The organism is Janthinobacterium sp. PSPC1-1 (genome assembly GCF_049897625.1).
Lineage (GTDB): Bacteria > Pseudomonadota > Gammaproteobacteria > Burkholderiales > Burkholderiaceae_D > Janthinobacterium > Janthinobacterium tructae.
In genome coordinates this window covers 1-19,463 of record NZ_JAFCWP010000013.1, presented here as the reverse complement: position 1 = coordinate 19,463, position 19,463 = coordinate 1, and the positions used below count along the sequence as shown (strand labels likewise).

Annotated in this window: 13 protein-coding genes and 1 pseudogene; 3 read left to right on the top strand and 11 right to left on the bottom strand. The window is 60.2% G+C overall.

All coding sequences use genetic code 11. The annotated features are described in order from the left end of the window. The first annotated feature begins 3 nt into the window (after nucleotides 1-3). Entirely contained in the window at nucleotides 4-975 is a 972-nt protein-coding gene (locus tag ACP7EG_RS26575; RefSeq protein WP_086145100.1) for an ABC transporter permease, read from the top strand. A 423-nt stretch (nucleotides 976-1,398) separates the two neighbouring features. Here the strand turns inward: ACP7EG_RS26575 and ACP7EG_RS26570 are convergent. After that, nucleotides 1,399-1,983 (bottom strand): annotated as a pseudogene (locus tag ACP7EG_RS26570) (NUDIX domain-containing protein); the annotation flags it as partial. A gap of 85 nt (nucleotides 1,984-2,068) precedes the next feature. On the opposite strand from ACP7EG_RS26570, the gene ACP7EG_RS26565 reads away from it, so the two are divergent. Next, nucleotides 2,069-2,833 (top strand): DeoR/GlpR family DNA-binding transcription regulator, encoded by a 765-nt coding sequence (locus ACP7EG_RS26565; protein WP_426090070.1) that lies wholly within the window; start codon nucleotides 2,069-2,071, stop codon nucleotides 2,831-2,833. Nucleotides 2,834-2,868: 35 nt separating this feature from the next. Here the strand turns inward: ACP7EG_RS26565 and ACP7EG_RS26560 are convergent, their stop codons facing one another. The 10 genes from ACP7EG_RS26560 to puuE form a co-directional block, all read right to left on the bottom strand. Further along, nucleotides 2,869-3,936, bottom strand: a complete 1,068-nt coding sequence (locus ACP7EG_RS26560; protein WP_426090069.1) for a S1/P1 nuclease — start codon at nucleotides 3,934-3,936, stop codon at nucleotides 2,869-2,871. 8 nt (nucleotides 3,937-3,944) lie between these two features. Continuing rightward, nucleotides 3,945-5,174, bottom strand: a complete 1,230-nt coding sequence (locus tag ACP7EG_RS26555; protein ID WP_426090068.1) for a phospholipase D-like domain-containing protein — start codon at nucleotides 5,172-5,174, stop codon at nucleotides 3,945-3,947. Nucleotides 5,175-5,190: 16 nt separating this feature from the next. Further along, nucleotides 5,191-6,876, bottom strand: a complete 1,686-nt coding sequence (locus tag ACP7EG_RS26550; RefSeq protein ID WP_426090067.1) for a bifunctional metallophosphatase/5'-nucleotidase — start codon at nucleotides 6,874-6,876, stop codon at nucleotides 5,191-5,193. A gap of 159 nt (nucleotides 6,877-7,035) precedes the next feature. Next, complete coding sequence (locus tag ACP7EG_RS26545) at nucleotides 7,036-9,255, bottom strand: TonB-dependent receptor (RefSeq protein WP_426090066.1); 2,220 nt, start codon at nucleotides 9,253-9,255, stop codon at nucleotides 7,036-7,038. Nucleotides 9,256-9,928: 673 nt separating this feature from the next. Further along, nucleotides 9,929-11,416, bottom strand: coding sequence for an adenosine deaminase family protein (locus tag ACP7EG_RS26540; RefSeq protein ID WP_426090065.1), 1,488 nt, complete (start codon nucleotides 11,414-11,416; stop codon nucleotides 9,929-9,931). Nucleotides 11,417-11,459: 43 nt separating this feature from the next. After that, nucleotides 11,460-12,776 (bottom strand): guanine deaminase, encoded by a 1,317-nt coding sequence (gene guaD / locus ACP7EG_RS26535; protein ID WP_426090064.1) that lies wholly within the window; start codon nucleotides 12,774-12,776, stop codon nucleotides 11,460-11,462. A 9-nt stretch (nucleotides 12,777-12,785) separates the two neighbouring features. Beyond that, nucleotides 12,786-13,865, bottom strand: coding sequence for a xanthine dehydrogenase accessory protein XdhC (gene xdhC, locus ACP7EG_RS26530; protein ID WP_426090141.1), 1,080 nt, complete (start codon nucleotides 13,863-13,865; stop codon nucleotides 12,786-12,788). Nucleotides 13,866-13,875: 10 nt separating this feature from the next. Then, nucleotides 13,876-16,221, bottom strand: coding sequence for a xanthine dehydrogenase molybdopterin binding subunit (gene xdhB, locus ACP7EG_RS26525; RefSeq protein ID WP_426090063.1), 2,346 nt, complete (start codon nucleotides 16,219-16,221; stop codon nucleotides 13,876-13,878). A gap of 10 nt (nucleotides 16,222-16,231) precedes the next feature. Next, on the bottom strand, nucleotides 16,232-17,698 hold the full coding sequence (gene xdhA, locus ACP7EG_RS26520) for a xanthine dehydrogenase small subunit (RefSeq protein WP_426090062.1): 1,467 nt from the start codon (nucleotides 17,696-17,698) through the stop codon (nucleotides 16,232-16,234). A gap of 99 nt (nucleotides 17,699-17,797) precedes the next feature. Further along, a complete protein-coding gene (gene puuE, locus ACP7EG_RS26515; RefSeq protein ID WP_426090061.1) occupies nucleotides 17,798-18,751 on the bottom strand; it encodes an allantoinase PuuE in 954 nt (317 codons plus the stop codon). 121 nt (nucleotides 18,752-18,872) lie between these two features. Between puuE and uraH the strand changes: the two genes are divergently transcribed. Further along, nucleotides 18,873-19,226 carry a hydroxyisourate hydrolase gene (gene uraH / locus ACP7EG_RS26510; protein ID WP_071079294.1) on the top strand — a complete coding sequence of 118 codons (354 nt, stop codon included), beginning with the start codon at nucleotides 18,873-18,875 and terminating at the stop codon, nucleotides 19,224-19,226. Nucleotides 19,227-19,463 lie beyond the last annotated feature (237 nt).

Sequence of the window (19,463 nt, the reverse complement as noted above, 5' to 3'; positions counted from 1 at the left end):
ACCATGACACTCGACGACTTTCATTTCGCCAGCATCCTGGTATCGACCGTGCGCAATGCGCCCGTCCTGATCTTTGCCGCCATGGCCGGCCTGTTTGCCGAACGCAGCGGCATGATCGACATCGGCCTGGAAGGCAAGATCCTGGCCAGTGCCTTCGCTTCCGCCGCCGTGGCCTACACGACGCAAAACCCGTATTACGGCATGGCTGCCGGCATGCTGGTCTGCGTCGCCCTGGCCCTGCTGCAGGCGTATGTCAGCATCACGCAAAAGGGCAACCAACTGGTGGCCGGCATGGCGATCAACATCGCCATGAGCGGACTGACCTTTGTTCTGGCGCAATTTTTCTTCCAGCAAGGCGGCCGCACGCCCGACCTCGGTTCGGCGCGCCTGTTCGACGTGGTCTTGCCGGGCACGCAGTACGTGGAACACATTCCGTTCATCGGCTGGGTGTATGCCCACCTGATCGGCGGCCATTCCATCCTCGTGTATGTGGCGTTCCTGCTGATCCCGCTCGTGCATTGGCTGCTGTACCACACGCGCTTCGGCCTGCGCCTGCGCGCCTGCGGTGAAAACCCGCATGCGGCCGACTCGGCCGGCGTGAGCGTGGAAGCGACGCGCTACCTGGCCATGCTGGTGGCCGGCATCCTGTGTTCGTTCTCGGGCGCCTATTTGGCCATCGTGCAAAGCGGCTTCTTCCTGCGCGACATGTCGGCCGGCGCCGGCTACCTGGCCCTGACGGCCATGGTGTTCGGCAACTGGCGCCCCGTCTACACTTTCCTCGGTTGTCTGATGTTCGGCTTCTTCGCCGCCATCCAGATCCAGATTGAAGGCGTGGACTTGCCGGTCGTCGGCCGCATCCCCGGCTCGCTGATCCAGATGGTGCCGTATGTCGTCACGGTGATCGTGCTGGCGGGCTTGATGGCGAAATCCATCGCGCCAAAAGCCATCGGTATTCCATTTGTAAAATCTCGTTAAGTCTGACTTTAACTTGATGCAAAAAAGCGAAGCCCGCGGGCTTCGCTTTTTTTACGCCAGTGGAATCTCGTCCAGCGAAAAATACACGGACAAACCGAGATTCTGCGCCACGCTCACCATCTGGTCGGCGCCCTGGGAGGCGCCGCCGAGACGCAACACGGCATCGCAGTGGCTCAATAAACGCGTCGCATGCGCGTGGAACAGTTCCTCGTACACGGCGTCGCCCACCCGGGTGGAACCAGCCAGCGCCAGCATGGGCAGGGCCAGCCATTCACCGAGCACGGGCATGTGTCCCTTGGCATACAGGGGCAGGCAAACGGCTTGCATGGCCGCCACATTCGCCGCCATCAGTGCGGGATCGTCGCCCGTGCCCGAGCGGTAGGGACCTGCGATCAGTATCTGCAGTCCCTGTTTACGCGGCATCAGCTGCAACTGCGCATGCTGCAGCAGCATGATGGTCTTGCCGTCGCAGATACGGCCATCGGCCACCATCTGCAGCGCTTGCGCCAGGGGCAGTTCCAGCACCTCGATATCTTCTCCCTCATGCGCCAGGCCGCCGCCATCGCCGATGCGGCTGGCGGGGTCGTATTCGGCGACAAAGAAATGCAGGCGCTCCGTCACCGAGCCGGGACTCATGAAGGCTTCGAAGACCTTGTGCACCTGCCCCACCCGGTAACCGGTTTCCTCTTCCACCTCGGCGCGGATGCGCTGTTCCGCGCTGGCCTCGTCCAGCAAGCCGGCCGCTGCTTCGATCAGGAAACCATCGTGGCCCTCGCGATACGTGGGAAAGCGGAACTGGCGGATCAGGATCACCGTGCGCTTGATTTTGTTGTAGAGCAGGATGGTGGCGCCATCGCCGCGGTCATAGGTTTCCCGCGTCTGTGTCTGCCATTCGCCATCCTGGCGCAGGTAATCAAACGTGGTCTTTTGCAATAGATACCAGTCGTGCGACAGGGTCTGCACCTGCTGGATGCGGACCCGTTCCTGCTTTGTACTTTCTTCGCGCATTTCATCTCCTTGTGCTTGCGTGTGCTTGCCTTCGCCGACTTTATCATGCAAACTCGTGCAATATCAAGAAAATACAAGAAAAACCATGCTGACACATCAACGCAAACAATACCTGCTGGACTTGCTCCAGCGCGAAGGCCAGCTCGTCGCCAGAGCCGTCAGCGACGCCCTGGGCTTGTCGGAGGACACGATACGGCGCGACTTGCGCGAGCTGGCAAAAGAAGGCTTATTGGAACGCGTGCATGGCGGCGCCCTGCCCTTGCTGCCGCGCTCGCCCGCGCTGGCGCCATTTGCGGGTCGCGAACAGATTTCGCCGGAAGCCAAGCCCGCCATCGGCCGCGCGGCCGGTGCCATGATACAAACGGGACAAGTGGTGTTTCTCGATGGCGGCACGACCGCCGTGCAACTGGCGCGCCAGTTGCCGCGCGAATTGTGCGCCACCATCGTCACGCACAGTCCGTCGATTGCCGTCGAACTGGTGAATCACCCAGGCATCGAGGTACTGATGCTGGGCGGGCGCCTGTACAAGCACTCGATCGTGGGCGTCGGCGCAGCGACAGTGGAAGCCATCGGCCGCATCCGCGCCGACCTGTATTTCATGGGCGTAGCCAGCCTGCATCCGCAAGCGGGCATCACCACGGGTGATTACGAAGAAGCGTGCGTGAAACGCGCGCTGAGCGAGGCGTCAAGTCGCACCATCGTGCTGGCCTCGCCGGAAAAGTTCAACACAGCCTCGCCATTCCAGATCGCGCCTTTGAGCCAGGTCAACGACATCATCGTGCACCGCGACGTGGACGAGGCCCTGCTCGCGCCCTACCGCGAGATGGGAATCAACATCACCCTGGCATGAAAAAAACGGCCCGCAGGCCGCTTTCAAATGACATCTTACTGTGGCCAGATCGCCTGCAGCACGGCGGCCAGGTGATAGCCGCTCTCGATCAGTTGCTGCTTCGCCAGCGCCGAGCTGGGCACGGGATAATTGTCCGGCACCGTCAAGCTCCACACCTTGTAGACCTCGCCCTTGCGGCTGGTCTGCTGTGTGGCCGGACCGGCCACCACGTCCGTGAAAGCAATCTTGGACGCTGCCAGCGCGGCATCGGCCCACTGATACGGCCAGGTGACAGGGTCGCCGTTATTGACGCTCACCACCGGCGTGCTGGCGATCACGGTACGCGCAAACTGCTGCGGCGTGCGCGTGCTCAGGCGACGCATGGCGTAATCGACCACGGTCGTATCCCAATACGAATGCAGGGGCTTGGTGGGCGACTTCGGATAGGCTGGAGCTTTCGCGGCCCCCTCTTCCGCCGGCAGCGGCGCGGGAATCACAGCGTCGGACAAGGCCGTCATCTTCGCATCGTCGAGCAGCAAGTCATTGCCACCGCGTGCATTGAAAATGGCGATGTCATCGATCTGTGCCTGCGTGGCAGGCACGAAAAACTGGCCATCCTTGCCGAGAAACGCATTGCCCACATGCAAAGGCTGGTGGATATCGCCTACCAGGTGTGTAATCAGAATCAGTGCTTCGCGCTGGCTGAAGCCGTGCGGATTGCTGGCGGCATCAGCCTTGCCCTGCAGCACCAGGATCGCCTGTTTGAGCGTTTGCACGATATCGTCGTCAGCCGTGCCCACGCCATGGTCGTGGTAGTGCGCATTCTGGAATGGCACGTTCGTGTAGTGGTATTCGCCATGCTTCGGGTTTGCCGCGACATACGTCAGCATTTCCGGCGATTGCGGGCCACAATACGTGCCCTTCACGCAATCGGGCCAGTTGGCAATCTTTTCAAGGCTTTCACCAGGCAACAGCAACTTGGCCACTTGCGCCTGCGCGGCGCTGCCCTTGAGCAATTGATCGGCGATGGCGCCCACGGCACGGTGGCCGTCATTGCCCCAGGCCAGCACATTGCCGGAGGTAAAGGCTGTGCCCAGCGCCAGCACAGTCAGCAGTTTTTTCATGTTCACCATTACTCCTTGCCTTGCGGCGTGGCCTTGGCCGGTTTCGGATACTGCTTGTTGATGTCGATCGGCTGCGCATACGCCGAGCTCCACGTCTGCTCATGCAGCGCGGCGATGCGCTGCGCCATGGCATCGTTGCGCAGCACCACTTCCAGGTTGCGCGACAAATCGAAATAGCCGCCCGCCCAGTTGCTCGTGCCGACCCAGGCCAGCTTGCCATCGATGCTCATGGTCTTGCTGTGGATCACGCGCGCGAAGGGAATGAAACCCGTCGAGGCCGTGGGAATCGTCACGATGCGGATTTCCACGTTCGGCACCAGGGCCAGGCTTTTCAGGTAGGCGATGGCCGGCGCTTCCGTGTTCCAGCTTGACACCATCAGCTTGATCTTCACGCCACGCTGGGCGGCCGCGCGCACGGCGTTGTCGATCACGGCGTAGTACGGACGCGTGCGGTTCGGACCGTAGGACAGCGGCGCGTAATCGAGCAGCTGGATGCGCACTTCGCTTTTCGCTTCGGCCAGCAAGGCGGGCAAGCCCGTTTCCGAGTCGCCCACGCCAGCCGGGTTATACGCATTCGGGCTGGCCAGCAGGAAAGCGTTTTGCGCGTAGTTGGCGGGTACCACCTTGCTGTTGAGCACCGTGGCGCGGCTGCCTTGCGACGTCAATGCCTGCGCTTGCCAATCCTGTTCGAAAATGGCTTGCACCTGGCTGACCATGCTTGGCTCCGTGATTCTCAAGCCCGTTTCATGGATGTGCTCGAACGAGCGCCAGTCGAAATTCTGGCTGCCGATGTACGCGACCTCACCATCGACGGCCAGGTATTTCGCGTGCACGATGCCGTTGCCCGTGATTTTATTGAAATCGATGAGGCGCAAGTCCAGATTCGGAATCGCCTTGATCCGGGCGATGGTCGCCGCTTCCGACAGGCCCACGCCCTTCTGGTCCAGCAGGAAGCGGATTTTCACGCCACGCTGGCCGGCGGCCGTCAGGCTGGCCAGCACCTTTTCAAAAGCCGTGCCCGGTTTGCTGACGGCATAGAACTGGGCGATGACGATCTCTTTTTTTGCCGAATCGAACAGCTCGCTCCACACGGCGACGGGCTCGCGCAGGTCGGGATTGGTCAAGCTCGTTTCCACGGGCGAGGTGTGCACCAGCTCAAAGCCGGGAATGGTGAAATCGGCGTGGGCCGTGCCCGCGAACAGGGTAGTGACGAGCAGGGAGACAGATAAACGACGCATGGTTATTCCTTGTAAATTATTTGACGCGCACGATGCGCCCTGCCGCCGTGGCGCTGCCGGCCGGCTTGCCGGCGCGCGCGCGGGCGATCAGGTAATCGCTGAAGGCGTCGATGTCGCGCACGCCCGTGTCGAGCCGGCGCGTGCCGGCCGCCAGCACGGTGAAACGGTCGCCGCCGCCGGCCAGGAAGCTGTTGGCGGCGACACGGTATTGTTGATTGTCTTCAAGAGCAATGCCATTGAGCATGATGCTGCCCGGCAGCACGCGCTGGCCCTGGGGCCGCGTGCTGTCCCAGCGGTAGCTGAAGCCGTCCGATATCTGCAGCAGATTATTCTCCTCAGCTTCGGCACCCGGCCACTGCTGTTCGAGCAAGGTACGAATTTGCGCGCCAGAAAGACTCACGACGATCAGGGTATTGCCGAACGGTACAACTGCCTGGTTCTGGCCCACGTTCGTCATCAGGCCGGCGCCCGCTTCCAGGTCCTTGCGGATGCCGCCATTATTCATCAGGCCGATTTGCGCGCCAAAGGCGCGCGCGCCGAACAAGGTGCTGTCGGCCACCAGGTCGCCCAGCGGCGATGCGCCGCCGCCCTTGGTACTGCGGCCCACGTTCGGCACGGCGATAATGGCCACGGGACGCGACAACTCGGCCGCACTGCGCTGCTTGACCGATTCCAGGTAGGCTGCCACGGCCGGGTCCGGCTCATACATGCCTGGCAGCATGACGACGTTTTGCGCGCTGGCATCGATCAGCGCATTCTTGACGGGATCGACCTTGAGTTTGATGCGCGTCAGCATGTGCCCGCCCATCTGTGCCTGCGTCACGAGGCGGCCATCGACACGGCACAGATAACCCTGGTGCGAATGGCCGCTGATGACCAATTGAATGGCCGGGTCGAGGCGCTTCACCACATCGACCACTTCGCCCTTCAGGTGGCTGCAATCGGCCTGGTCGACGGCTTCCTTCGTCTCGCCGCCCTGATGCAGCAGCACGACGAATACGCCCACGCCTTGCGCGCGCAACTGCGGCAAGGTGGCATTGATGGCGTCGGCCTCATCGCCAAACTGCAGGCCGGCAATGCCGGCGGCCGTCACCACGGATGGCGTATCTTTCAGCACGGCGCCGATCAGGCCCACCTTGACGCCATGCGCCTCTTCGATGCGGTAGGCAGGCAGCAGGGACTTGCCCGTTTGCGTGTCGATCACATTGGCCGCCATATAGGTGTAGCTGGCGCCCTTGAAGTCGGGCGTGAACTTGCACGCCTTGTCGGCGCGCGACGACTCGCAACCGCCGCGCTGCTGGCGCAGCAGTTCCGCCTTGCCCTGGTCAAATTCATGGTTGCCGACGGAACTGGCCTTCATGCCCAGCATGTTCATGGCGACGATACTCGGTTCATCGGCCCACAGCGCCGACATGGCGGGGCTGGCACCGACCAGGTCGCCATTGCCGACAAAAATCAGCTGCGCATCTTCGCGCCGCCACGCCGTCAGGGCGCCGGACAAGGTATCGATACCGCCCGCCTGCACCGTCTTGCGCTCGGCATCGGCGACGCTCGTGTAGGTAAATTTGCTGCGCTCGAGATTGCCGTGGAAGTCGTTCAGGGCGACCAGGTTGATATCGACGGGCGCCGCGGGATGGGTGGCGCAACCGGTCATGGCGGCGGCGATAGCCACCGCGATCAGGGATAAGGGCAGTGTTTTCATAGGCTTCGCAGCATAGCGCAACGGCCGGGATAACGGCATTGCGCAAACGGGTTAAACAAGGTCCGGCTGTACAACGCCGGCTGAAAAGAAAAACGGGCCCTAAGGCCCGTTGCAACACATTGCGCGCAACCTGGCCTGCAGGCTGCGCGTCAGCGTCGATTAGATATCGATCGACAGGGTGACCGATACGAAGCGTGGCGCACCCAGGTAGTAACGCTGGGTATCAACCGACGTCGTTACACCAGGGATAGCCTGGGTATTCTTGACGGTGGTCGAGGACGGATTGCGGTACTGCTTGTCCGTGATGTTGCTCAGGTTAACCGTCAGCTTGGGACGCTTGATGTAACCGAAGTTGGCAAAGGTGTAGCCGCCGTCGATACCGAAGGTGGTGTAGCCTGGTGCCGTTTCATCATTGACCATCGATGCTTGCTGCTGGCCGGTGGCGCGCGCTTTCACGCGGGTCCAGAACGAACCATTCTGGTACTCGATCGACAAGCCGGCTTTCTTCTTCGGCGTGTTGATCATTTCCTTGCCAGCAGTCGGCAGGTACACATTCGTCGCGGACAGCATGTCGTCCTTGATTTTGCTGTTATTGAAACCCAGCGAACCGTACATCGCCCAACCATTGATCGGCGTATTGCCGATTTCGAATTCCAGACCCTTGTTGCTGACGCGGCCCACGTTGGTATAGCTGCTCGCTTGGGTGATTGGATCGAAGGTGGTTGCCTGGCGATCCTTGAAGTCGATGAAGAACGCCGTCACCGAAGCGATGAAATTGTCATCCTGGTGGCGATAACCGATATCGGTGTTCCACGACGATTCTTGCTTCACATCACCAACAAAGTTTGCGACGCCATTGACCACTTTCACGCTGGTGCCAATGTTGCCAAACACGAAGTTAGGTGGTGCTTTGACGTTCTTGGCAACCGAAATGAACACTTGATCGTCGTTGGTGATGCGGTAACGCGCACCCAGTTGCGGCAGCAGGGTGCTGTACTTCTTGACCAGGTTGTACGGCTTGACGTTGTTGTTTTCGTCGCCGTAGTTGGTGAAGTCACGCTTCACGTTCGGGCTGCGCACGCCGATATTGATCTTCAGCTTGTCATCGTTCAGGCTGATCGTGTCTTGCAGGAAGAACTGATAAGCGGTCGAAATCGACATCCAGTTACGGCTTTGCGCTGGCGTGCCATCCGGACGCAGGATCTGGCCGTTTTGCAGCCAAGGATCTTGCGAGATACCATCATTGCTCAGTGCCAGCATCGGGCCCGTTTGCTGATGGCGAGCGCGCTCGTACCAGAAGCCACCGAGCACATCGTGGTTACCCGACGACCAGTTCAGCGACGCGGTCACGCCTGGACGGAAGGTCTTGGTGACGCTGGCGTTGGCGACCAGCACGGTATCGAGGGTGTCGCCGTCGCCGTTCAAGTCCACGGTACCATTGCGCGTGCCAGTGGCTGCGTCATAGAAAGCTTTTTCCGACTGGGCGCGCTGTTGCACGCCACCGTTACCATAGCCGTACCAGATGTATGGCAGTACTTTCAGGTCCAGATTCTCGTTCAGGCGGAACTTGGCCGTGGCAGAGGCGATGGCATTCTTGAACGGGTTGATGCCCAGCTTGTAGAAGGCTGGCGACTGCGTGGTTTCCACTTGGGCAGTGCCTTTTACAGGCTTCAGATGGCCTTTGAAGGTATCGGCATAGTCGAAGTTATAACCGTTCTTGTTGATTTCAGACAAGGTCAGGTTATTGATGTTGTTGTTCATCGCCTCGTTGTACAGCAAGGTGGCGTGAATATAGTTGAAACGATCCCAATCGTAGTTGATGCCGGCATCGATATGGTCGCGTTTGGCGCCGCCCTTGCCTTTCCATTTGTCGGCTTCAGCATGCGAAGCGGATACGAACATCTTGGTGCGCTTGTCCGAGAACAGGCCGGTGTCGACGCGCACGAAGGTTTTCTTCATGTTCAGTTGACCGAAGGTCTGCATCATGCGCAGGCGGTGCTTGTCTTCAGGATTGCAGGTGTTGATACCGAAGTTGCCGCCGGTGGCGCCCACTTGTGGCGAATCGGCATCGGTCGAACCCTGGGTGACGGTTTGCGAGCAGGTATTTTCCTGGTCGACATATTCTTGCGGGTAGATGGCAAAACTGCCGGAGTCATTCACCGGCACGCCATTGATCGTGGCGCCGATCTGGTCGGAGTTAAAGCCGCGCAGTGTCAGGCCGCCGCCGAACAGGCCAGTTGCATCGTAGTTGTAGCTATTAACAGCTGGCAACATCTCCAGGGCTTCGTACGCATTGCCCGTTGGACGCTGCTTTTCCAGTTCTTCTGCCGTAATCGTGCTGCGTGCTTTTGGCGCATCTTCCGTCACCATCAGGCCCATACCGGTTTTTTTAGCGGTAATGACCACTTTTGTGGCTTCGTCAGCGGTTTGCGCATGCGCAGTAGAGATGCCGAAGCAAGCCAATTGGCATGCCACTGCGATCATACTTAGTCGCAATTTTGGTTGTTGAATGAACTGCATTTGAACCCCCTAGAGTGTGTTGTAACTTACAAGTATTCTGACTTGCTTATATTGTGGTGAAACACGGAAACTATCCAACTAGACACGGCAGTATAAAGATCGAATATTTCAAATCCGTTACACGGATATGACCGCAATGTGACAGGCGCCGCTAGACATCCTGAATTGTCACAAAAGCGATATCAAAAATGACTTATTCAATTCTTCGCCGTCCAACTATGCATTAAGGTCTGTAGGCTGACAAATACGTTTTTTTTTAATGATTTATATATTAAAAGTATAAATCACCGCTGGAAGCCGCATTTTTTGTATCAACCGAGCAAGCTCACCTCATCGGGGCGAAATTATAGATGAGCGGCAAGACTTGGAAATTGTTTCAGAAAATAATTGCAAGAAAGCACTACCAGCGCATCATTTTTTGTCGTAAAGGCACAACAAAAAGGATAAAAGGAGGGTTTTGTAACTATGAAGATCAGGAGGTTACGCGACCGCTAGTTGCGGTCGCGTGGCAGGCAGGGGAGGTGAAATACTTTTACGGCTTTACAACAGTCGCCTTACGATCACTATTTGCGATCATGGCTTCGAAACGGCTGAAACGGGCATCGAGTGCTTTCAGTAAACGTTGCTTGTCCGCTTCAGCCAAAAACGAATAACGCAGGCTGTTATACGACAGCTTTTTGATTTCCGCATAATCGGTCTTGTACTGGCTGGCAAACAGCACGTACTCATTCGACAGGGTATTACGCGACACGCCCGCGTCATCGGTGGAAATCACGAAGGGCACGCCATATTTGCGGTACAGGGTGATCGGATGGGCCTGGCCCTTGATGCCGAGAATGTAATCGTTGCTGGTCAGGTTCACTTCCACGGGAATATTGCGTTCGCGCATCTTTTGCATGGTCGCCAGCGCATTGTGCTCGTACGCGATATCCATGCCATGGCCGATACGGTCCGCGCCGGCCACATCGACGGCTTCGGCGATATGGAACGCCATGCCTTCCGGCGGCACCATACCCAGCGCCAGCTCACCGGCATGCAGGGCGATCTTGACGTTCGGATATTTTGCCTTGAGGAACTTGAACATTTCCATGTGCAAGCTGTAATCGCGCATGGACACATTCACGCTTTCCTGGCCCACGATGTTCACGCCCACCAGCAGCGGATTCAGGCTGGCCGCCTTGAACGCGGCTACCATGGACGAGAACACTTGCGATGGCGACAGGAAACGCAGCACATACGCCTGGTAACGCATGGTGAAGTTCGCATCGTCGATGCCGGCGCTGCTGGCGTTGACGTTGTCGTTGTAGGCGGTGATGCTTTTCTGGAAGCTGGCGTCCTGCTCCAGGCTGCCTGTCCAGTTGGCCAGCACGGCTTGCAACGCTGCCGGCGGCAAGCCCGGCGCCAGCACTTGCTGGTCGAACTGCGCATTCTGCACGAACGGCGACAGCTCGAAAATCGTCTCGATGTAGCTGAGGTTTTCCGCGATGGCGCGCTGCTTCAGCGTTTTCAGGCCGTCGGCCGTGTTGCTCGATGCGACGGGACCGAAGTAGCCAAACGTATCAAAAAAGGTACGGTCCGGTGGAGTCTGGATGGCGCCATGGTTGTAGAAATCCTTGGTGGACCAGCGCTGCAGCAATTGCGCGTACAGGCCCGCATCGGCGAACACTTCCGTGGACGACAGGCAGCCACGCTGCGCGGCCGGCTTGGCGCGCTCGGCCGCTACGACGTCCTTGTTGCTTTCGATGCGGTACGTCGTCTTGTTGACGCAATAGTTTTCCTTGTCGACCCAGTCGAGGAATTGCTCGGCGTAAATGGCGCCCGAGTAATGGTGGTGCAGGTCGCCGCCCTTGGGCATCATGGAAAAGAACAGGCTCAACTCGGCTGTCTTCGGCTGCGCGCCGGCAAGCAGGGCGGCAAAATGGCGCGCGGTGGCCGCTTCGTTGGAAGACGGGGCGGCCTGCGCCGTTCCGGTCAATGCCAGCGCGGCGACAAGCGCCAGGCCAGTGAGTTTCTTGTGCATTCGCGTTCTCGCTCAGGATAATTCGTATGGAACAACGGGTAGGTCAGCCCTGCCCCCGCACATGCACGCATTGTCCGCCTGAATAGGTGGCGGCCACGGCGCGGTCGTCGCCCAGCAGCGCAAAGGCAAACAGCAATTCCTCCAGGCTTTGACAGCCAGCCGTGCGGCGCGCCAGCAGCGGCGTCGATTGCTTGTCGAGCACGATGAAGTCCGCTTCCGTGCCAGCCGTGAAATTGCCCAGGGTACCTTCCAGTTGCATGGCCCGCGCCGCCCCCAAAGTTGCCAGGTAAAACATGCGCAAGGCGGGCAGATAGCTGCCTTTCAAGCGTGCTACTTTATAGGCTTCGTTCATGGTTTGCAACATCGAGAACGAGGTGCCGCCGCCCACGTCGGTGGCCAGCGACAGCAGCACTCTCGCCGCATCGGCCCGCTCGAAATCGAACAGGCCGCTACCGAGGAACAAGTTGGAGGTGGGACAAATAGCGGCCGCCGAAGACGTCTCCGCCATGCGCGCGCGGTCGCGCTCATCGAGCCAGATGCAATGGCCGAACATGGCGCGCGGGCGCAGCATACCGTACTGCTCATACACATCGAGGTAGCTGCGCGCCTGCGGATGCAGTTCGCGCACCCAGCGGCACTCATCCTCGTTTTCCGACACGTGGGTCTGCAGATACGTATCCGGATAGGCGCGCGCCAGCTCGCCCGCCAGGTGCATCTGTTCATTCGTCGAGGTGGGCACGAAACGGGGCGTAATCGCATACAGCGAGCGGCCGTGCTTGTGCCAGCGCCGGATCAGCTCCTCGCTTTCGCGCGCGCCGGACTCGGCCGTGTCGCGCAGGAATTCGGGGCAGTTGCGGTCCATCATGACCTTGCCCGCCACCATGCGCAAGCCGCGCGCCTCGCTGGCGCCAAAAAAGGCATCCACCGATTGCGGATGCACGCTGCCATACACCATCGCCGTGGTGGTGCCGCAGCGCAGCAGTTCATCGAGGAAAAACTCGGCGACATTGCGCGCATGCACAGGGTCTTCAAACGCGCGCTCGGTGGGGAAGGTATACGTCTCCAGCCACGGCAGCAAACCGGGGGCGGGCGAGGCGATCATTTCCGTCTGCGGAAAATGCAGATGCGTATCGATGAAACCCGGCACGATCAGCTTGCCACGATAATCGACGATCTCGGTGCCTGGCGGCAAAGTCGCTTGCAGCTGCGCGTAATCGCCGGCCGCCACGACCTTGCCATCGGCCACGATCAGCAAGCCATCCGCATGCCAGGCGTGCGCCTCCTCGGTGAAAGCGGGATCGGCGTGGAAGTGCAGCAAGCTGGCACGGTAAGCTTGCAATGTGACGGGAACAATCGGCATGACTTCTTTCTATAACGGGTGAGTGGCGACGCGTGGTTGGCGGCGCGGTGGCGCGCTGGCAGAGGCCAGCCGCAGCGGTGCGGCCAGGGCCGCGCTAGCGGCTTCCTCCCACACCATGAGTAATTGACAGGCAACGGAAGCGGCGATCACAGCCGGCGCCTTGTTGCGGATGCCGGGCATGCCGATCGGGCAGACCATGGCGGCAATGCGCTCGTCCGGCACGCCGCGCGCTTGCAGCCGGTGCTCGAACTGCTTGCGTTTCGTGTTCGAACCGATCAAGCCGAACCAGCCCGCATCCTCGCGCTCCATGATGGCTTGCGTCAAGCGTTGATCGAGCGCATGGCTGTGCGTCATGACGAGAAAACTGCCACCGGGCGGCGCCATGGCGACAAATTCCTCGGGCGTGTCGCTGGCAGCGATGCGCACATTACTTGGCAGCCCCGCTGGCAACGCTGCGGGAAACATGTCTTCGCGTTCATCGACCCAGGTGATAGTGCAGGGCAAATCGGCCAGCGCGCGCACGATGGCGGCGCCCACGTGGCCGGCGCCGAACAAGGTCAGATGGGCGCGCGGCGCCAGGCACGGGTCGACCAGCCAGCGCCGCCCTTCACTGCCCTTCGCGACATGGGTACTGCGTTCGCGTGCAAACGTATCGGGCGCCTGGCCTGGCATGCCAGCGATCAGCGTGCCCTCCGCATCGAACAGAACCGACGCGGGTTCCCCATCGAGTGCCGTCAGGCGCCAACTATCGTGCTGGCGGCGCTCGCGCAAGGCGGCCAGCAATGTTTTCAGGCTGGCATCGACATATTCAAAGGCCAGGTGGACGACGCCGCCGCAGCATTGCCCGAGGCTGGGACCGAGCGCAAAACGCTCGAGCCGCGCATGCGTGTCACCCGTGGCCAGCATGCTCTTGGCGATTTCCACGGCACGCAGTTCCAGGTGGCCGCCGCCGATGGTGTCCATTTGACCATCGAGGGTGACGCGCATCTTCGCGCCCGCTTCGCGCGGCCCGGAACCTTCCACCAGGGCGACCGTCACCAGTACGGATGCCTGCGTGTCATTCTCGATTGCTGTCAGCCAGTCGCTCATCATCAACTCCTTAAGCGGCCACGCCGGCCGCTTGCACGGCCATGACCGCCTTGAGGATTTCCTCGCTGGTGGCGGGGGCATTCAGCGGTGGTTGCACGGCGTGATGGCCCACGCTGGAAATGGCGTCGCGGATGGCAAAGAACACGGAAAACGGCAACAGCAGCGGCGGCTCGCCCACGGCTTTGGAACGGTGGATGCTGTCTTCCACGTTGCGGTTCTGGAACAGCTTGACGCGAAAATCTTCCGGACAATCGGAAATGCCGGGAATTTTATACGTCGATGGCGCGTGCGTCATCAGCTTGCCCGCCGCATTCCACCACAGCTGCTCCGTCGTCAGCCAGCCCATGCCCTGGATAAATGCCCCTTCCACCTGGCCCAGATCAATCGCGGGATTCAATGACTGGCCCGCGTCGTACAAGGCATCCGCGCGCAGCAGTTTCCATTCCCCCGTCAGGGTATCGACCACCACTTCAGCCACGGCAGCGCCATACGCATAGTAGGAAAATGGATGGCCCGTCATCGTCTTCGCATCCCACGACAGGCCCGGTGTGGCATAAAAACCGTCCGACCACAGTTGCACCCGCGCCAGATAAGCCTTCTGTACGAGCTCGGAAAACGCGACGACATGGCCATTCACGTGGACGTGGTTATCGAAGAAGCGCACAGCAGCAACGTCGCCGCCATACAGTTTGACAGCGTAATCGGCCAGGCGTTCACGGATCTGACGCGCCGCATCCTGCGCCGCCTTGCCGTTCAGGTCGGCACCGGTGGACGCTGCCGTGGCCGACGTGTTCGCCACCTTGCTGGTATCGGTGGCCGTAGCGCGTACACATTCCAGGTCCAGCCCCAGCTCGTGCGCCACCACCTGCATGACCTTGGTATTGATGCCCTGCCCCATTTCCGTGCCGCCATGGTTGACCAGCACGGAGCCATCGACGTACACGTGCACGAGGGCGCCGGCCTGGTTCAGATGCGTGACGTTGAAGGCGATGCCGAATTTCAAGGGCGTAAATGCCAGGCCCTTCTTCAGGATGGGGCTGGCCTCGTTGTAGGCGTCGATGGCGAGGCGACGCGCGCGGTAATCGCTGCTCTCTTCCAGTTCCGCGACGAGTTCATGGATCACGTTGTCGACGATTTTCTGGCCGTACGGCGTGACATTGCGTCCTTCCCCATCATTGCGGCCATAGAAATTGAGCAGGCGGATATCGAGCGCATCGCGTTGTAAATGGCGAGCGATTTCATCGATCACGTACTCGATGGCGATGGCGCCCTGCGGCCCGCCGAAGCCCCGGAAAGCCGTGTTCGACTGGGTATTGGTCTTGCCGCAGGCGGCGCGGATATCCACGTCGGACAAATAATAGGTGTTGTCGAAGTGGCAGACGGCGCGCGTGGCGACGGGGCCGGACAAGTCGGCCGAGTAGCCCGCGCGCGTGGTCATGTCGACCTTGGCGGCCAGGATCCGCCCGTCGTCGTCGTAGCCCACTTCGTATTCATAGTAAAAACAGTGGCGCTTGCCCGTCACCAGCATGTCGTCGTCGCGGTCGGCGCGCAGTTTCACGGGGCGTTTCAGTTTAGCCGCCGCAATCGATGCCGCCGCCGCCCACAGGGCCGACTGCGACTCCTTGCCGCCGAAACCGCCACCCATGCGCCGGCATTCGACGGTGATGTTATGCGAATGCACGCCCAGCGCATGCGCCACCACGTGCTGCATCTCGCTCGGGTGCTGGGTCGAACACAGCACCAGCATGCCCTGCGCTTCCTTCGGGATGGCGTAGGAAATCTGTCCTTCCAGATAGAACTGTTCCTGCCCGCCCACATACAGCTGGCCCCTGACCACATGCGGCGCCATCTCGAACGCGGCCTGGTAGTTGCCGCGCGTCAGCTGCATCGGCGGCAGCACATACGACTGTGCCGCCTTGGCTGCCTGCGGCGTCATGATCGCGGGTAACTCATCGTACGACACTTGCGCCAGGCGGGCGGCGCGGCGCGCATGGTCGTGCGTATCGGCCACCACGATAAAGATGGGCTGGCCCACGTATTGCACCAGCTCCGCAGCCAGGATGGGGTCGTCATGGATGATGGGACCGCAATCATTGGTGCCAGGAATGTCCTGCGCCGTGTAGACGGCGACAACCCCTTGTGCACCGCGCACGGCCGACAAATCCATGGCCGTGATGCGCGCGTGCGGCTTTTGCGACAGGCCCAGCGCCGCATGCAAGGTGCCTTGCAGTTCGGCGATATCGTCCGTGTAGGTGGCTTGCCCCAGCACATGCAATTGCGCCGATTCATGGGGACTGGGCTTGCCCACGGCGGCCCAGGCGGCCGCTTGCAGTTCGGGCGTGACAGGATGGTTCATGCTGGTCCTTTCAGGCGCGGCAAGCGTAGGCGTTGACGGCAGTGCGCAGCAGCGGCGCACCGGGGCGTGTTTCCAGCCAGAAGCGGCGCAACAGGTTTTGCGCCGTCGTCATGCGATAGGTATTCGAGGCGCGCATGTCCGACAGCGGCGCGTAATCGTCGGCCAGCAAGCGCATGGCGATGACGAGGTTGTCTTCCGTCCACGCCTGCCCCAGCAAAAATGCTTCCGTTTGCGCGGCCCGTTGCGGCGTGGCCGCCATGCCGCCAAAGGCGATGCGCGCATCGATGATGCGCTCGCCGTCGAGCTGGAAGGCAAACGCGGCGCACACGGCCGAGATATCCTGGTCGAAGCGCTTCGCCAGTTTATACGTGCGGAATTGCACCTCGGCACGCGGCAAGGGCACGCGCACGGCTTCGACGAATTCACCGGGCTGCAGATCTTTCTTTTGGTAACCCAGATAAAAGTTTTCCAGCGGCATGATGCGCTGGCCGGCAAGTCCGAGCAGCACGACCTCACTACCCAGCGCAATCAGCCACGGCATCGAGTCGCCGATGGGCGAACCATTGGCCACATTGCCACCCAGGGTCCCGGCATTGCGGATCGGCAAGGAAGCAAAGCGCTGCCACAATTCCGACAATTCCTGCGGATAATACTCGCACAGCGCCGCATAGGCCTCGTTCAGGCTGGCGCCAGCGCCGATGTGCAGCTTGCCATCATCCACGGTGATGTTTTTCAGCGCGGCCACGTTGCCGAGATAAATGATGTCGCCGAGGTCGCGCAGCTGCTTGGTGACCCACAAGCCGATATCGGTGGAGCCGGCCAGCAGGCACGCTTGCGGCTTTGCCGCGCGCAGCGCTACCAGTTCCTCAATGCTGCGTGGCGCGTGGAAGTGCTGGCCGCCGTGCTCATAAGTGGCCAGGCTAGCGCGCTGCAACGCCTGCAATTGCTGCGCCAGAGCATTGCGGTCGAATGTGACACGCGGCAATTCGCCCATGCGCCTGGCCGCATCGATAATGGGCCGGTAACCGGTGCAGCGACACAAATTACCCGACAGCGTATCGTCGATTTCGCAGCGCGTGGGCGTCTCGCCGTTTTTCGCCAGATACATGCCCCACAGCGACATCACGAAACCTGGTGTGCAAAAACCGCACTGGGAACCGTGGCATTCGACCATCGCCTGCTGCACCGGGTGCAAGGCGCCACTGGGCTGCTGCAAATCTTCCACGGTAAACAAGGCCTTGCCATCAAGCGTGGGCGTCAGCTGGATGCAGGCATTGACGGCCTTCATCTCGACCTGACCATCGACCAGGCTGCCGATGACCACCGTGCAAGCGCCGCAATCGCCCTCGGCGCAGCCTTCCTTGGTGCCCGTGCAATGCAAATCCTCGCGCAGGTGCTGCAACACAGTCTGCGTAGGGGCGGCGTTGCGTACTTCCTGTACGACACCACGGTAATAAAAGCGGATCGGTTCTGACATGCTGGCCTCGGTATAGTCCCAGTATAGGAGATTAACACCGGCATATGGGACAACTATATGCTAAGACTGATTTTACTTATCACTCAATATCAATACAGATCAGGCAGTGCAAGGATGCGTCACATGCCAGTGTTCAGCGATATCGATGCGGCGCGTGATCCACACCTGCTCGTGGCGCTGCACATAGTCGAGAAAGCGCGCCAGCGCCGCCGCCCGTCCCGGCCGCCCGACCAGGCGGCAATGCAGGCCCACCGACAGCATCTTTGGCTGATTCAAGCCGTTCGGATCACCTTCCGCATACAGCACATCGAAGGAATCCTTCAGATAATCAAAAAACTGCGTGCCCGAATTAAAGCCTTGCATGGCGGCAAAGCGCATGTCGTTCGTGTCCAGGGTGTAGGGCACGATCAGCTGCGGCTGCACGGCCGGCATGCCGGCGGCATCCGTGTACGCCACCTGGTCCCAGAATGGCAAATCATCGCCGTAATAATCGGCGTCGTAGCGGAAACCGCCATGTTCGACCACCAGTTTGCGCGTATTCGGTGAATCGCGCCCCGTATACCAGCCTTGCGGGGCGGAACCCGTCAATTCGCGGATGATCTGCACGGCTTCACGCATGTGTTCACGTTCCGTCGCCTCATCCATGTTTTGGTAGGAAATCCAGCGCAAGCCATGACAGGCGATTTCATGCCCCAGTTGCTGGAAGGCAGCCACCGCCTCCGGATTGCGTTTCAAGGCCATCGATACGCCAAACACGGTCAGCGGCAGGCGCCGCTCCTCGAACATGCGCAGCAAGCGCCATAGTCCGGCGCGCGAACCGTATTCATAAATCGACTCCATGCTCAGGTGGCGCGCAGGAAAAGCGGCCGCACCGATCATTTCCGATAAAAACGTTTCCGACGCGGCATCGCCATGCAGCACGTTGTTTTCCGCCCCCTCCTCGTAATTGAGAACGAATTGCAGGGCGATGCGGGCCTTGCCAGGCCATTGCGGATGGGGTGGCGTGCGGCCATAGCCGATCAAGTCGCGTGGATAATGTTCGTAATTGTTCATGCGGAGGCGCGCCTATAGGAGGACAATGTTGGCTATATGCCCAATCATATAGCCCGGCGCAGTCACCGGTATATGATTTGCACGATAAGCACATTCACTCACCCTATATACAGGATAGCAAATGGGAAAACTCAGCACGCATGTACTCGATATCGCCCACGGCAGGCCGGGAGCCGGCGTCAAGGTAGCCCTGTTTTCAGTCGCGCCGGAAGGCAAAGTGTTATTGAAGATGGATATGACCAATAGCGACGGCCGCTGCAGTTCGCCCTTGCTGGAAGGCGACAGCATGAAGGCGGGCCAGTACGAACTGGTATTCAACGCAGGCGACTACTTCGCCGCCCAGGGCGTGGAACTTCCCTCGCCCCGCTTCATCGATCTGGTGACCCTGGCCTTCGGCATTGCGCATACGGATGAGAATTATCATGTGCCGCTGGTGGTGTCGCCGTGGTCGTATTCCACTTATCGTGGTAGCTGATGCCACGACGCCAACAATGTTGTCGGATTACGCTACGCTAATCCGACCTACCGGCTCTGACCGTAGGTCGGCGTAGGTCGGCTTAGCGCTACGCGCGTAAGCCGACAGCCACCACCACCGCCAAACAAAACCACCAGACGAAAAAAAACCCGACCATTGCTGATCGGGTTTTTCTCAAGGAGAAACAGCCGGGGGCTGTTTCACCAAATAACAAGCCTGACGATAACCTACTTTCAC